This window comes from Streptomyces sp. NBC_01426, from assembly GCF_036231985.1.
Lineage (GTDB): Bacteria > Actinomycetota > Actinomycetes > Streptomycetales > Streptomycetaceae > Streptomyces.
In genome coordinates this window covers 979,522-995,042 of sequence record NZ_CP109500.1, presented here as the reverse complement: position 1 = coordinate 995,042, position 15,521 = coordinate 979,522, and the positions used below count along the sequence as shown (strand labels likewise).

Below are 15,521 nucleotides of genomic sequence, written 5' to 3'. Positions count from 1 at the left end.
AACCCCATGACCACCCCGACGACCACCACACCCCTGCCGTCCGTCGACGCCCTCGTCGAGGCCGTCCTGAACGGCGAACACGGCCCACTGCCCTCCGACCTCGTCGCGACCAGCGTCTTCTGGATCCATCACGGCACCCGGCTGGCCGGCGGCCACACCACCTACCTCAACCAGTACGTCCTGGTGCGCCTCGGCGGCTCCTTCGGTGCCTGCGCCTTCGAGGCCGGTGAGATCGACCCGTCGGTCTGCCGCGACGCCTCGGGCACCGCGCTCGACGTCCTGCTCCGCGAGGGCCCACGCCCGCTGAGGATCGCCGCCCTCGACGCCTACCTCGCCGAGCGGCGCCCGCACCGCGAGGCGGCGGACGCGAACGACGCCGACGCGGACACCCGACGGGGCACGGGCGCCGAACGGGTCGTCCTCCCCGCCGGCACCCCCGAAGTCCGCGCGCGGGCCCGCGACGCGGCGATCGCCGGACTGCTCACCATCGAGGAGGGCGCCAAGGTCGGCCTCATCGGCGTGGTCGACCCGCTGGTCGAGGCGATCCGCGAACGCGGCGGCGACCCGCTGCCGTGCGACCTCAACCTCAAGGCCACCCGCTGGGGCGATCCCGTCACCGGCGACATGCACGAGGTACTGGAGCGCGCCGACGTCGTCGTCGCCACCGGAATGACCCTGGGCAACGGCTCGTTCGACACCATCCTGGACCGCTGCCGCACCCGGGGTGTGCCCCTCGTCGTGTACGCGCAGAGCGGCAGCGCCGTGGCGCGCGCCTTCCTGGGCTCCGGGGTCACCGCCCTGTCCGCCGAACCCTTCCCCTTCTCCCAGTTCAGCGCCGACCCCACCGCCCTGTACCGCTACCGCGCCGAGGCCGGGGCATGACCCCCGCGGCCCGCCGGAGCACGCCCGGCACCGGGCTGCGTCCCGAAGCCCGCCGTACCGGCACCGGACACGCCCCCGGCCACCACGGCGAGATCCTGCAAGGCGTCTTCCTCGACGACACCGGGCGACGCTGCGCCGGCCTGGTCACCCTGCCGTTGCCCGGGCCGGGCAGCCGCGCCGAGTTCACCCGCCGCCCGGGCACCTCCCCGCAGCAGATCACCGTGGTGCCGGCCGATCGCACCAAGGCGGCCCGCGCGGCGGCCCTCGCCATGGCCGCGTGCGCGCCCGGGCACCCGGAACCCCCCTGCGGCGGGGAGTTGCGGATCACCGGCGACATCCCCGTCGGCCTCGGCATGGGCAGCTCCAGCAGCGACGTCGTCGCCGTGGTGCGGGCGGTCGCGGACTCCTACGGAACGCGCCTGCCGCCCGAGACGATCGCCCGGCTGGCCGTCCGGGCGGAGCTGGCCTGCGATCCGCTGATGCTCGACGGCCGCCCCGTGCTCTTCGCCCAGCGCGAGGGCCGGGTGCTGGAAGTCCTCGGCCGCGCCCTGCCACCCGTCGTCGTCGTGGGCTGCGCCCTCGGCGCGGGCGCACCCGTGGACACGCTCTCCCTGCCGGTCCGCGCCCACGACGACGGCGACGTGCGCGCCTGCGAACGGCTGCGCGTCCTGCTGCGGCAGGCCGTGGCCACGGGCGATGTCGCCCTGCTCGGCGAGGTTGCGACCGCCAGCGCCCGGCGAGGGCAGGAGGTCCTGTGCCACCCGGAGTTCGAGAGCCTCACCGACGTCGCCGCGCGCTTCGGGGCCGCGGGCGTCCAGATCGCGCACAGCGGCGCCGTCGCCGGCGTGCTCTTCGACCCGGCCGCCCCCGGCCTCCGGCGCCGGATCAACAGCTGCGTCCGGGCCCTGGAACACCGGGCGATTCCCACCACCCGCGTCTTCTCCACCCCCACCACCCTCCCCGCGAGCAAGGAGTTCCGCAGTGGACCAGCACATCGCCGAGTCGATCGGCCGACCCGACCTGATACGCCTCGACGACCGGCTCGTCTGTCTCCGCTTTGAGACGATGAAGGTCGTCTCCGCCCTCGCCGCGGTACGCCACCTGCTCGACACCGGCGCGGTGCGGCGCGGAGACACCCTGGTGGACAGCTCCAGCGGCATCTACGCCCACGCCCTCGCCCTGGCCTGCCACCGCCACGGGATGCGCTGTCACATCGTCGGCTCCGCGACGGTCGACCACACGCTGAGCACCCAGCTCGCCGTGCTCGGGGCGACCCTGGAGCGGATGGAGCCCTGCGACGACCTCAAGCTCGACCAGAAGCGCCGCGTCGAGCGCATCCACGAGATCCTCGCGGAACACCCCGAATACCACTGGATGCGGCAGTACCACGACGACATCCACTACCTGGGCTACCGCGCCGTGGCGGGCCTGATCCGGGAGTCCACCGGCACGGACGAGCTCACCGTCGTCGGGGGCGTCGGATCCGGCGCCTCCACCGGCGCCCTCGCCCGCTACCTGCGCGAGGACTCGCCCGGCGTCGAACTCGTCGGCGTCCAGCCCTTCGGCAGCGTCACCTTCGGCGCCGGTCACGTGAGCGACCCCGAGATCATCATCGCGGGGATCGGCAGCTCCATCCCCTTCGGCAACGTCGGCCACGCGTCCTACGACACGCTCCACTGGGTGTCCTTCGACGCCGCCCTCGCCGGCAGTGTCGACCTGCTGCGCAGACACGCCGTGTTCGCCGGGCTGTCCTCCGGGGCGGCCTACCTCGCCGCCCGCTGGGAACGGGCGCGGTCCCCGCGGCGTACGGTCCTCTTCGTCGCCGCCGACACCGGCCACCGCTACGTGGACACCGTGTACGCCCGCCACCGGGAGGCCGTCGCGATCGACTCCCTGGCCCCCCGACCGGTCACGGCGCAGGCCGACCTCGTCCTTCCCTGGTGCCGGATGGACTGGGAGCGGGCCCCGGCGGACGCGCGGGCGAACGGCTTCCCCGGGCGGGGATGACCGGGACGACGCGCGGGGCGACCGACACGGGGCCGAGGGCGCCGCGCCGCCGGCACGTTCGGGCGACAGCGGCGACGTCACTACCAGGACATTCCGGACGGGAGGCATAGGGTGGCAGCCACCCGCCGGAGACGAAGAACGGACGTTCATGGCCTACGAACGACGGGATTACGGGAACCTGCGCACGCTCCCGGCTCCCGCCACCACCGCCACCCACGACGTCGGCCTGCTGGTCCTGCGGCTCACCGTCGGTCTCACCATGGCCGGCCACGGCACGCAGAAACTCTTCGGTTGGTTCGGCGGTCCCGGTCTCACCGCCACCGGCAAGGGCTTCACGATGAGCGGCTACCCCGCCGGCGACGCCATGGCCGTCATCGCGGGTCTCTCCGAGACCCTGGGCGGCCTCGGCCTCGCCCTCGGGTTGCTCACCCCGCTCGCCGGAGCGGTCCTGATCGGCACCTTCGTCAACATCCTCGCCGTTCGCGGCGTGAACAGCTTCTTCGCCCCCAGGGGAGTGGAACTCGAACTGGCCCTGCTGGCCGGGGTCGTCGCCCTCACCCTCACCGGGCCGGGCCGCTTCTCGGTCGACCGCTTCCTTCCCGTGCTGAGCGAGTCCAGGCCCCGGTACTCCGTCCTCGGGCTGGTGCTCGGGGTCGTCGTGGGTTTCGTCGTCCTGCTCGTCCGGGACTGACACCCCACCGGCCGGGGCGCGCGGCGCCCGGCCGCGTCGCCTCACACCGGCGTCGGCCGGGAGCCCGGCAGGTCCTCCGGGAGGAGCAGCCGCAGATCGTCCAGGCCCGGAGCCGTGAACGCACCCAGCCGGCGAGCCTGTTGCGTCATCATCTCCTCCACCAGGATGCGTCCCGTGCGGGCGTTGCCGAACGAACGGTCGCGCGGCAGCGCCGCCACGTACGCGCGCAGCGCCTCCACCGTCGGCGGCGGGCAGTCGTAACCCGAGTCGGCGGCCTGCGCGGTGATGATCCCCACCAGCTCCTCCACCGTGTAGTCCTCGAACTCGACCGTGCGGGTGAAGCGCGAGGTCAGCCCGGGGTTGGAGTCCAGAAAGCGGCGCATCTCGGCGGTGTACCCGGCGGCGATGACCACGACCTCGTCACGGTGGTCCTCCATCAACTTGAGCAGCGTCTCCACCGCCTCCCGCCCGAAGTCCGACGGCGAGCCCTCCGGGGTCAACGTGTACGCCTCGTCGATGAACAGCACACCGCCCAGGGCCCGTTCGAAGACCTCCTTGGTCAGCTGCGCGGTGTGGCCGACGTACCTGCCGACGAGATCGGTGCGCGCCACCTCCACCAACTGGCCCTTGGGCAGCACCCCGAGGGAGTGCAGGATGCCCGCGTACAGCCGGGCCACCGTCGTCTTGCCGGTCCCGGGCGGCCCGGAGAACACCAGGTGTTGGCTGATCCTGGGCGCGGGCAGCCCGGCGGCCCGCCGCTGCCGGGCGGTGGCGAGCAGATGCACCTGGTCGGTCACCGCCCGCTTCACCGCCGACAGACCGATCATGCCCTCCAGACGGGTGAGCAGTTCCTCGGAGCTGTCGGCGTCCCGTGCGGCGCCCCCCTGCTCGACGGCCACGTCCTCGGGCAGCAGCAGCGACAGGTCGCTCTCGGCGGGATCCGCCATCGAGCCCAACCGGAAGGCCTGTCGGTCCACCATCTCCTCGAACACCCGGCGCGCCGCACGGCCGTTGCCGAAGGCGGCGCCCCGCTCCATCCGGCCGTAGTGGCCGGCCAGGGCGTCGAGGGTGCGCGGGTCCAGCGCGTAGTGGTGGGCCTCACACATCCGCTCGGTGATGGTGACCAGCTCCTCCACCGAGTAGTTCGCGAAGTCGATGGTGCGGGTGAACCGGGACGCCAGACCCGGGTTGGAGTCCAGGAAGGCGGCCATCTCGTCGGTGTAGCCGGCCGCGATGACCACGACCTCGTCGCGGTGGTCCTCCATGAGCTTCAGCAGGGTGTCGATGGCCTCCCGGCCGAAGTCGGCGCCGCCGCCCTTGCCGTCGGACAACAGCGTGTACGCCTCGTCCAGGAACAGCACCCCACCCAGGGCCTCCTTGAACGCCTCCGTCGTCTTGATGGCCGTGCCGCCGATGACCTGGGCGACCAGATCGGCCCGGGACACCTCGACCAGATGGCCGGAACGCAGCACCCCCAACTCGGTCAGGATGCCGCCGTACAACCGGGCCACCGTGGTCTTGCCCGTTCCGGGCGGGCCGGAGAACACCAGGTGGCGGCTCATCGGCGGCATCGGCATGCCGAGCCGGGACCGGCGCTGCGCGAGCTGGTTCAGGTTGACCAGCGTCTTCACCTGGTGCTTCACGTCCGCGAGGCCGATCAGCGATTCCAGCTCCTCCTGCGGACCGCGCGGAGCGACACGGGACGGACCCCGCGACTCCCCGACCCCGGCCGCTTCGGCGCCCCACGCGTCGGCCGTGCCGTTGCCCGCGCTGGTCAGGTTCTCCACGGTGAGTCGGTCGCCGGCCCGGGTCTGCTTCAGGCCGGCGCCCCGGTTGTCCCGCACCGCGCAACCGGTCGCGGTGATCGGCTCCGCGCTGTCCACCCGGATGCCGTCGCCGAGGCTGCCGCTCACCAGGCAGGCGTCCAGCGCGAGTCGGGCGCCGTCGGAGGCCATCACCCCATGGGCTCCCGAGTCGGTGATCTCGGTACGCAGGAGCGACAGTTCACCGCCCTTGTCCACCCCGACACCGGACGCGCCGGAACCGTGCACGCGGCAGTCCCGTACGGTGCCCAGCCCGTCCGCACCGACCCGTACGCCCGTGTCCGCCGAGGCGCGGACGGCGGTGTCCCGCAGGTGGGGGTTGCCGCCGGAGGCGATCCGCACCCCACACGCACCCGCGCCGTCGATCTCGCAGAGCTCCAGCCGGCCGCGACCCTCGTCCACGACCTCCACGCCGTGGCCTCCCGCGGAGGTCACGCGGGCGTGCCGCAGCAGCGGGTTGGCGCCGCCGCGGATCAGGATCCCGGTGCCGGCCGCGTCCGCGACGTGCAGACGGTCGAACTCGGCCGCCGAGTTCTCGTCCAACACCACGGCGCCCAGCGGATCGGCGCAGTCCCGCACGGTGGTGTCGGTCAACGAGGGCGCGCCGGAACCTATGACCCGGACGGCCGGGCCGCCGGCCGTGTCGAACTCGCACTCCCGGAACACGCCCCGGGACCGCTCCGTGACGGCCAGGCCGTTCCCCTTGGTCCGTGAGGTGCGACAGCGCACCAGTTCCGGGGCGGCGCCCGAAGCCACCACGATGCCCGGGCCGTTGGTGTCGGAGACGGTGACCTCCTCCAGCACCGGCCGGGAGTCGCTGGTCACATAGACGCCCACGGCCGCGCCGTGGATCCGGGTGCGCAGCACACGGGTGGCGCTGCTGCCCTCCAGGGCCACGGCGGGCTTCTCCGTGCCGGTGATCTCGCAGTCCTCCACCACTCCCTGCGCCTCGCCGTTGGCGAGCACCCCGTTGCCCCGGGCGTCGCGGATGCGGCAGTCGCGGACCGTGGTGCGGCCCTGCTCGCCGATGACCACGCCCGAGGTGCCGAGGTTCTCGATGACGCAGCCGGCGACCACCGTCCCGGTCGGCGCGGTGTCGACCACACCCGCCCCGACCGGGTTGCTGATCCGACAGTCCCGCACCGCGAGCGACCCGGACTCCCGGGCCAGCAGGGCCGTCCACCCGGAGCCGACGACGATGCAGCCGTCCATGGCGACCTGGCCGCGCACCGCGTCCACCACCGGCACGTCCTCCGTGCCGCCGCGCAGCGTGAGGTCGGTCAGCATCACGGCGTCGGCGATCAGGGAGACGGCGCTGCCGCGGCGCGGGCAGATCTCGACGCTGCCGCGCTCGCCGTCGGCGACGATCGTGACCCGGTTGCGGACCGTCAGGTTCTCCGGGTACCGGCCGGGTCGTACGCGGATCACCGCTCCGGTGCGGGCCTGTGCCAAGGCCTCACCGATGGTCCGGAACCCCTGGGATTCCTCCGGGCTGACGGTGAGCAACTGCCGTGACACGCTGGTCCTCCTCGCTCCGACGTCGTCTCCGCCCCCTGTGGGGACGACGCGACGCACCGCTTGCAGGCTACGTGAGGGGGACGGTGATCTACCAGGTGGAGCAGGCCAGTTCACGCCGCGGCCATCGGATGCGGGCCGAATGTGCCCTGTCGGGCGCCGCGTTGCACACCAGGGCACACGGCCTAGGATGCGCGCCATGAGACACGCGCTTTCCCGTGCACCGGCCTCGGCGGCGGCACTGGCCGCGGTGATGCTCTCCGCGGCGTGGCCTGCGCCCGCGGTGGCGGCCTCCGACCCCATCGCCCTGCCCGTGGTCCGTTCCTCGCTGGCGGCGGACGAACCCTGCGCGGCGGCCTCCGGGCAGGTCGCCGAGGTGGAGCCCTGGCCGGTGCGGGCGCTCGGCCTGGCCCGCGCCGGGCGCGTGTCCGAGGGCGCGGGGGTGACCGTCGCGGTGGTCGACACCGGGGTGGGAGCCGGGGTCCCGTCGCTCGCCGGCCGGGTCCGCCACCTCGGTCCGGCGGACCAGGACTGCGTGGGCCACGGCAGCTTCGCCGCCGGGCTGATCGCCGGCGCGCCACTGCCCGGCGTGGGCACGGTCGGCGTGGCGCCCGCGGCGCGCCTCCTGGCGGTACGCGGCACCGACGAACGCGGCGTCGCCACACCGGAGTCGCTGGCCGGCGCCATCCGCGCCGCCGCCGACGAGGGCGCCGGGGTGGTGTACGTCGCCTCCGCGCTGGCGACCGGAGCGGGCGTCCTCACGGACGCGGTCGCGTACGCGGCACGCAAGGACGCCCTCGTCGTCGCCCCCTTCGCCCCCGACCTGCCCCCCGATGCCGGCGGCGCGAGCCCCCCGGCGCAGCCCTGGTACTGGCCCGCGGCCGCCCCGCACGCCCTGTCCGTCATGGACTACGGGCCCGGCGGCGGGCGCCCGGACCGCGCGCCGACGGCCGTGGGCGCCGACCTGGCGGCGCCGGGGGACACGGTGGTCGGCCCCGGACCGCGGGGCGCGGGCCACTACCTCGGCTCCGGTTCCTCGCTCGCCGCCGCCCACGTCGCCGGGGCGGCGGCCCTGGTCCGCTCGCGCCACCCCGAGCTGACGGCCGACCAGGTCCGCGACCGGCTCGTCGTGTCCGGCTATCCGGACACGACGCCGCGACTGGACCCGTACGCCGCCCTGACGGCCGTACTGACCGACCGTGCCGCCCCGGGCCCGCGCCCCGAACCCGCCCGGGTGCCGGACCCGGCGCCCGCCGCACCCCGGCAGCGGGCCCTCGTGGTCGCCGCGGCGGGCGGGGGCCTGGTGCTCCTGGTCGCCGCCGCCGCGGTGGTGGTCCCCCGGGGACGGGCCCGCCGGTGGCGCCCCCCGGGCCGGGGCTGACCGGGGGACCCCCTCAGGATTCCGGGTCCCCCAGGAACGCCGTCTGGACCTGCACCGTGCGGCGCCGGGCGATGCGGGTGGCACGTCCGGGCGGCAGCAGCCGGCCCTTGGTGTTGCCGAGGACGTACCCCTCGGACGGCGGGCAGGAGAAGAGCAGGGAAGGCGTGTTGACCTCCTGGAGGCGGCGCATCAGCGCGTCGCCCATGCCGCGCCCGGCGCCGCTCGCGGAGCGGGCGACGATCAGGTGCAGGCCGACCTCCCAACCCAGCGACAGGTGCGGCAGCAGCGGCTCGAACGGCGGGTTCGCGGGGTTGCTGCCCACCATGTCGTAGTCGTCGACGAGGATGAACAGCCGGGGGCCGGTCCACCAGTCCGCGAGCCGCATCCGGGCCGGGGCGATGTCGGGCCCCGGCACCCGGGTCCGCACCGCGCGGGCCGCGCCGTCCACCAGGTCCTTCAGCGCGTCGATGGACACCGCGTGCCCGAGCCGGTAGGTGTCCGGGACCGCCTCCACCAGCTCGCGCCGGTAGTCCACCACCATGATCCTGGCCTCGGCCGGCGTGTACCGGTCCATGATGGCCCGGGCCGCGAGCCGGAGCAGGTTGGTCTTGCCGCTCTCGGTGTCCCCGACCGCGATCATGTGCGGACTCTCGCTGAAGTCGTGCCACACGGTGGCCAGTTCGTCCTCCTCCAGGCCGAGCGGCACCCGGAAGTCTCCCTCGGGGGCCGGCAGCTCCGCCACGGGCAGCTCGGTCGGCAGCATCCGTACCTGCGGGGCCGGCGGCCCGCTCCAGCTCTCCCGGACGGCCGCGACCAGACCGGCCACGCCCTCCGTGAGGTCGTCGGTCCGCTCGCCGCCGTCGATGCGGGGCAGGGCGGTCAGATAGTGCAGCTTGCCGTCCCGGGTCAGCCCCCGGCCGGGCACCCGGGGCACGGTCGCCGCCCGCCGGATGTCGATCTCGGAGTCCATGGCGTCGCCCATCCGCAGCTCCAGATGGGTGCCCGCCTGGTCCCGCACCGCCGACGGCAGCTCCACCCAACGCGCCGTGGTCACGATGAGGTGCACGCCGTAGTTCAGGCCGCGCGCGGCGATGGCGCCGAAGGTCGGGATGTGACGGTCGTAGTCCTGCCGCACCGTGGACCAGCCGTCGATGACCAGGAACACGTCGCCGTGGTCCTCGGCGGTGAACTCGCCGGCAGCCCTGCGGCGCCGGAACGTGGCCATGGAGTCGATGCCGTGCTCCAGGAAGAACTTCTCCCGGGCCGCCAGCAGCGTGGTCACCTCGGCGATCGTCCGGCCCACCCGCTCGCCGTCCATGCGCGCCGCGACACCGCCCATGTGCGGCAGCCCGGCCAGCCCCGACAGGGTGCCGCCGCCGAAGTCCAGGCAGTAGAACTGCACTTCGCGCGGAGTGTGGGTGAGCGCCAGGGACGCCAGGATGGTGCGCACCATGGTGCTCTTGCCGCTCTGCGGGCCACCGGCCACGGCGATGTGCCCGCCGACGCCGGACAGGTCCACGGTCAACAGGTCGCGCAGTTGGTCGAAGGGCCGGTCCACGATGCCGATCGGCACCTTCAGTCGCCCCCGGTCCGGCGCGTCCGCCGTGGTCAGACCGCGCTCCGGGTCGGGCGTCAGCGGCGGCAGGATCTGGTCGAGCGTCGCCGGCAGGTCCAGCGGCGGCAACCACACCTCGTGCGCCGGCGGGCCCGCGCCGAGGAGCCGCTCCACGGCCACGGACAGCAGCGAGTCGCCGCTCTCCTCCGCCTCGGGCTCGGGCGCCGGCAGGTCGGGCACCGTGCGCGGCACCACGTACCCCGTGCTCCACGGCACGGTCTGGCCGGCGGCCCGCGCCTGGCTCGCGCCGCCCCTGCGGTGCCGGTAGGGCCCGGATACGTACGCCGCCCGGAACCGGGTCAGCGCGTCGACCCCGGACTTGAGGAAGCCTCCGCCCGGGGCCGACGGCAGTTCGTAGGCGTCCGGTACCCCCAGCACCCCGCGGCTCTCCATGGCCGAGAAGGTGCGCAGCCCGATCCGGTACGACAGATGGCTCTCCAGCTGGTGCATCCGGCCCTCGTCCAGGCGCTGCGAGGCCAGCAGGAGGTGCACGCCGAGGCTGCGGCCCAGCCGGCCGATCATCACGAACAGTTCCATGAACTCCCGGTGCGCGGCCAACAGTTCACTGAACTCGTCGACGATCACGAACAGGCTCGGCAACGGGGCCAGCGGGGTCCCGGCGGCCCGCGCCTTCTCGTACTCCAACGCCGACGTGTAGTTCCCGGCGGCCCTGAGCAGCTCCTGGCGGCGGATCAACTCGCCGTGCAGGGCGTCCTGCATGCGCGAGACGAGCGCCGCCTCGTCCGCCAGGTTGGTGATCACCGCCGAGGTGTGGGGCAGTTCGTCCAGACCGAGGAAGGTCGCCCCACCCTTGAAGTCCACCAGGACGAAGTTCAGCGTCTCCGAGGAGTTGGTCAGCGCCAACGCCAAAACCAGGGTGCGCAGCAGCTCGCTCTTGCCGGAGCCGGTCGCGCCGATCAGCATGCCGTGCGGACCCGTGCCGCCCTGCGCGGACTCCTTGATGTCCAGCTCCACCGGCACCCCGTCCGCGCCCACCCCGATCGGCACCCGCAGCCGGCTCGGCCCCGTCCCGCGCCGCCACAGCGTGTCCGCCGCGTGCCCGTACAGGTCGGAGATGCCCAACAGCGTGGTCAACTCCACGTCGGTCGAAAGGGGTTCGGCGCTGTCCGTGCCGATGCCCATCCGGTACGGCGCCAGACGTTTGGCCAGCGCCGTGGCGCCCCGCGTACCGAAGGCGTCGGGCCGGCCCAGCGGTGCGACCTGCTCCTTGCGGTCACGGTCCGTGCGCACCAGCCGGAAGTCGCCGTCGGCCACCTCGAAGCGCAGCGTCACCCGGCCCGGACGCCAACTCAGCGCCCCGGTCAGGTCGAGCACCACCGTGTTGCGCAGCCCGGGCCCGTCCAGCCGGTGCCCGCCGGGGACGGTGCCGCCGTCCACCACGATCACCGTGAACGGCTCCTCCCGGCCGGGCAGCGACTCCGGGTCGAACGGCGGACGTTCCAGGAACTCCGCGCCCAGTAGGTCCTCCAGTTCACCGAGCGCCGACCCGGTCATCCGCGCCGGCCCCGCCCCGTCGGTCTCCTGCGGATGCAGATGGTGCGGCAGCCACTTCGCCCACTCCCACTCCGGGCGACGTTCGTCGGACACGCACAGCGCGATCCACAGGTCGTCGGGGGAGTGGAAAGCGGCCAACTGCGCGACGAGCGCGCGGGCCAGGGCGCGTATGTGCTCCTCGTCGCCCCGGAACAACACCCGCGCCCACGCCCGCATGTTGATCGCGATCGGCTGGTCCGGCACGGTCGCGTACGCCCGGATGAAGCTGCGCAGCGCGTGGGCGGCGAGCGGTTCGAGGTCCTCGACCGGACTGGTCGCCATCGGGTTCAGCCGCAGCCCCAGCTTCTGGTCGCCGACCGCCACCCGCACCTCGCCGAAGTCCTCGTCCTGCGGACGCCGCTCCCACAGGCGGGTGGTGCCGACCACGGACCACAGGGCGGCGGGGTCCGGGTGCCGCCAGGCCAGGGCGCGCTGCTGGTCGATGACGGCGGCCCGCACCTTGCGGCGCGTCTGCGTCAGATAGCGCAGGTAGTCGCGCCGTTCGCCCTTCAGTCGCTGCTTGCGCTCGCTGTTGCGGCGCATGACCTGGCCCAGCATCATGGCCGCCGAGGCGATCACCATCATCCCCAGCGCGAGGTAGATGAACCCGCCGCCACCGGCCGCCCCGGGCCGGATGAACATCAGCATCATCGACACCGACATCAGCGCCATCGGCAGATACGTCCACACGGCCGACGAGTCGGGCACCACCTCCGGGAGCACGGGAGGCTCCTGCAGGGTCAGTTCCCCGTCCGGCATCTCCGGGCCACGCCTGCGGGCCGGCCTTCGGAACAGCACCACACTCACCGAACGGACTCCTCGCACCAGGGGTCGCGGGCGTCGCCACACGCACAGACGGCGAATACCTCGGACAGGTGAGTGATACTACGATCGTTCGTGCTGACCGCCCAAGGCCCAACCAGCGCTCCGTCGGCGCCCGTTGGCCTGCCGATCGAACCCGGAGAGGCGTGAGCCAGACCGATGAGTGACAACCAGGTGGCCGGATTGTGTCGCCTGACCGTACGCGCCCCCGCCCGCACCGTGGACCTCGCCGTCCCCGCCGACGTTCCGGTGGCCGATCTGCTGCCCGCCGTCCTCGGCTACGCCGGGGACGACCTGGCGGAAGCCGGCATCGACCACGGCGGCTGGGTGCTCCAACGCCTGGGTGGCGAGCCACTGGACGAGGAGCGCACCCTCGACTCCCTCGACCTGCGCGACGGCGAGACCCTCTACCTGCGCCCCCGGACCGAGGCCCTGCCCGAAGTGCACCTGGACGACCTGGTGGACGGCATCGCCACGGCGCTCCAACGGCAACCCCACGGCTGGACCCCCGCAGCCGCCCGCGCCCTGCTGCGCGCCTCCGCGGTCACCGCGCTCCTCGCCGGCCTGGCGGTCCTCGCCCTGCCGGGCGGCTCCGGCGACACGCGCGCCGTGTGCGCCGCCGTGGCGGCGCTGCTGCTCCTCGCCGGAGCCGCCGCGGCGGCCCGCGCCGTCGGTGACGGCGGCGCCGGAGCCGCCCTGGGCCTGATGGCCGGCCCCTACCTCGCGCTCGCCGGATGGCTCCTGCCCGGTGGGGCCGTCACCGGCCCGCACGGCCAGGAGGGGCTGGCCGCCCGGCTGCTCGCCGCGTCCGTCGCCGGAGCGGGCGGAACGGTCCTGGCGCTGGCCGCGGTCGCCGCGTACGCCGCGCTCTTCCTGGCCCCCGCCGTGCTCGCCGCCTTCGGTGCGCTGACCGGCGCCGTGATGCTCGTCGCCGGGCTGCCGCTCGGGGAGGCCGTCGCGGTGACGGCCCTCCTCGCCGTCCTCCTCGGTGCGTTCGTGCCCTCGCTCTCCTTCCGGATGGCGGGCCTGCGGATGCCACCGCTCCCCACCAACGCACAGCAGCTCCAGGAGGGCATCGAACCCCACCCGACGGGCACGGTCACCGCGCGGTCGGTGCTCGCCGACGGCTGGATGAGTTCCCTGTACGGGGCGGTCGGGCTGGTCTGCACCGGCTGCCTCACCGTGCTCGCCCGCCACACCGGGCTCGCGGAAGTGTGCGCCTCGGCCGTACTCGCACTGCTCCTCCTGCTGCACTCCCGCGGACTCGGCAACGTGTGGCAGCGGATGTCCCTGGTGGTGCCGGGCATCTGGGGACCGGTCCTGCTGGTGTGGGCCGCCGCCGCGTCCCACACACCGTCCGGCAGGCTCCTGCTCGTGGTGGGGCTGCTCGCCGGCGCCGCCGCGCTCGCCATCGCCTCCTGGACCGTGCCCGGCCGCCGGCTCGTGCCGTACTGGGGCCGCGCCGCGGAACTGTTCCACTCGGCGGCGGCCATCGCCCTGCTGCCGTTGGTCCTGTGGGTGCTCGGCGTCTACGGGGCCCTTCGGTCCCTCAACGGCTGATCCGGGGGAGCGGCACAGTGCAGTCGAAACGCGACCAGGTCCAGGCCCACATGTTCGTCATGGGTCGTCTCACCTCCGCCATGCTCCGCAGCGACCCGGACGCCCCGGAGAGCCCGCAGGGACGCACCAACCGCGGCATCGCCATCGGCGTGGTCATCGCCGTCCTGCTGTCGGCCGGGGCGTTCGTGTTCGGCCTGTTCAAACCCGGCACCAAGGACTCCTGGCGGCAGCCGGGCACCCTCGTCGTCGCCAAGGAGACCGGCTCGCGCTACCTCTACCTGGACGGCCGGCTCCGGCCCGTGCGCAACTACACCTCCGCGCGGTTGCTCGCCGGCGCCGACCTCAAGGTCACCTCGGTCGGGAGCCGTTCCCTCGCCGACACCCCGCGCGGCGCGCCCGCCGGCATCGCCGGCGCACCGGACACCCTGCCCACCGCCGACCGCCTGGACACCGGGCCCTGGCAGGTGTGCTCCGGCACCCCGGGCGGCCCCGCCACCACCGTCCTCGCGGTCGGCGCGCCCACCGGCGGCCGCGGGCTCGGCGACGACGAGGCCCTGTTGGTGGTCGGCCCCGACCGGGCGGAGTACCTGGTGTGGCGCGGCAGCCGGCTGCGCCTGGGCGACGAGGTCAAGGCCGCGCAGGCCCTGGGGTACGACGCCCGGCCCCGCACACGGGTCTCGGCGGCCTTCCTCAACGCCCTGCCCGAGGGGCCCGACCTGACCCCGCCGGAGGTCACCGGCCGCGGCACGGCCGGGCCGCGGCTCGCCGGCCGCGAGACCCGCGTCGGCCAGGTCTTCCGGATCACGGTGCCCGGCTCGACCGCCCGCTACTACCTGCTGCGCCAGGACGGCCTCGCCCCGCTCACCGCGACGGGCGCCGCCCTGGTCCTGGGCGATCCGAGGACCCGCCTCACGGCGTACGAGGGCGCCGCCCCGGCCGCCGCCGAGCTGGGCGCCGACGCCCTGGACGGGCGTACCGCCCCCCTGCCGGCCCGGGGCGCCGCCACCGATCTGCCCGAGGCGCCGCCCCGGGCGGTCGTCCCCGCGACCCGGTCGACGGCGTGTGCCCGGATCGAGTCGGGCGGCGCGGGCAGCCGGGTGAGCGTCGCGCTCTCCCCGGCGGCCGGCCTCGGCCCGGCCGCGCAGCCCGCCCCGGACGGCCTGACCCCGGCCTGCACGGCCGTCGAGCGGATCACGGTCCGGCCGGGCGGCGGCGCCCTGGTGCGCGCGCTGGGCGCCGGCGGCGGCGAGATCGGTTCCACGCTCTACCTGGTGACCGACAGCGGCATGAAGTACCGGATCGTCGGGGCGGACACGCTCACAGCCCTCGGCTACTCCGGGGGTCAGGCCCGGGGGCTGCCCTCACCGCTGTTGGCGATGCTCCCCACCGGACCAGACCTCAGCCCGGGGGCCGCCGCTGCCGGTCGCGGAACCACCACCGCGACGCCCTGCCCGGCCGGCGGCGCCGTATCCGATACCGCGCGGCGACCGTGAGCGACGCGTCGGAGAACCGCCCGGGAGGAACAGGCGTCCTGTCCGTGTAGTTGACGCAAAATGCAGGGTCCGTGGCCTACGAAGCTGGATTCTTGACATGGCATCACTGAGAATCCAGGTTGCGGCCATGTTGCAGCAGACGACAACTGGGGTTCTTGACAGCCCAGTTGAGTACCTT

General features: G+C 74.2%; 9 protein-coding genes. 7 read left to right on the top strand and 2 right to left on the bottom strand.

All coding sequences use genetic code 11. The features are described 5' to 3' along the window. Window positions 1-6: 6 nt before the first annotated feature. The 4 genes from OG906_RS04620 (at window position 7) to OG906_RS04605 (ending at window position 3,580) form a co-directional block, all read left to right on the top strand. Window positions 7-882, top strand: coding sequence for a Rossmann-like domain-containing protein (locus tag OG906_RS04620; RefSeq protein ID WP_329440214.1), 876 nt, complete (start codon window positions 7-9; stop codon window positions 880-882). Then, window positions 879-1,943: a GHMP family kinase ATP-binding protein gene (locus OG906_RS04615; protein WP_329440212.1), complete on the top strand. Its 1,065-nt coding sequence runs from the start codon at window positions 879-881 to the stop codon at window positions 1,941-1,943. The genes OG906_RS04620 and OG906_RS04615 overlap by 4 nt, the downstream gene beginning before the upstream one ends. Continuing rightward, a complete protein-coding gene (locus OG906_RS04610; RefSeq protein WP_329440210.1) occupies window positions 1,864-2,889 on the top strand; it encodes a pyridoxal-phosphate dependent enzyme in 1,026 nt (341 codons plus the stop codon). Before OG906_RS04615 ends, OG906_RS04610 begins: the two co-directional genes overlap by 80 nt. A 148-nt stretch (window positions 2,890-3,037) precedes the next feature. Beyond that, window positions 3,038-3,580: a DoxX family protein gene (locus OG906_RS04605; protein WP_329440208.1), complete on the top strand. Its 543-nt coding sequence runs from the start codon at window positions 3,038-3,040 to the stop codon at window positions 3,578-3,580. Window positions 3,581-3,621: 41 nt separating this feature from the next. On the opposite strand, the gene OG906_RS04600 is transcribed toward OG906_RS04605, so the two are convergent. Beyond that, on the bottom strand, window positions 3,622-6,921 hold the full coding sequence (locus OG906_RS04600; protein ID WP_267798860.1) for a right-handed parallel beta-helix repeat-containing protein: 3,300 nt from the start codon (window positions 6,919-6,921) through the stop codon (window positions 3,622-3,624). Between the two features lie 196 nt (window positions 6,922-7,117). Here OG906_RS04600 and OG906_RS04595 point away from each other — a divergent pair, with 196 nt between their 5' ends. Then, entirely contained in the window at window positions 7,118-8,299 is a 1,182-nt protein-coding gene (locus OG906_RS04595; protein WP_329440206.1) for a S8 family serine peptidase, read from the top strand. A gap of 13 nt (window positions 8,300-8,312) precedes the next feature. On the opposite strand, the gene eccCa is transcribed toward OG906_RS04595, so the two are convergent. Continuing rightward, window positions 8,313-12,269, bottom strand: a complete 3,957-nt coding sequence (gene eccCa, locus OG906_RS04590; protein WP_329447924.1) for a type VII secretion protein EccCa — start codon at window positions 12,267-12,269, stop codon at window positions 8,313-8,315. Window positions 12,270-12,449: 180 nt separating this feature from the next. On the opposite strand from eccCa, the gene eccD reads away from it, so the two are divergent. Both eccD and eccB read left to right on the top strand, forming a co-directional pair. Then, entirely contained in the window at window positions 12,450-13,850 is a 1,401-nt protein-coding gene (gene eccD / locus OG906_RS04585; protein WP_329440204.1) for a type VII secretion integral membrane protein EccD, read from the top strand. A 17-nt stretch (window positions 13,851-13,867) separates the two neighbouring features. Continuing rightward, the gene (eccB, locus tag OG906_RS04580; RefSeq protein ID WP_329440202.1) at window positions 13,868-15,343 is read left to right on the top strand and encodes a type VII secretion protein EccB; all 1,476 of its coding nucleotides are present in this window, start codon (window positions 13,868-13,870) and stop codon (window positions 15,341-15,343) included. Window positions 15,344-15,521: the final 178 nt, after the last annotated feature.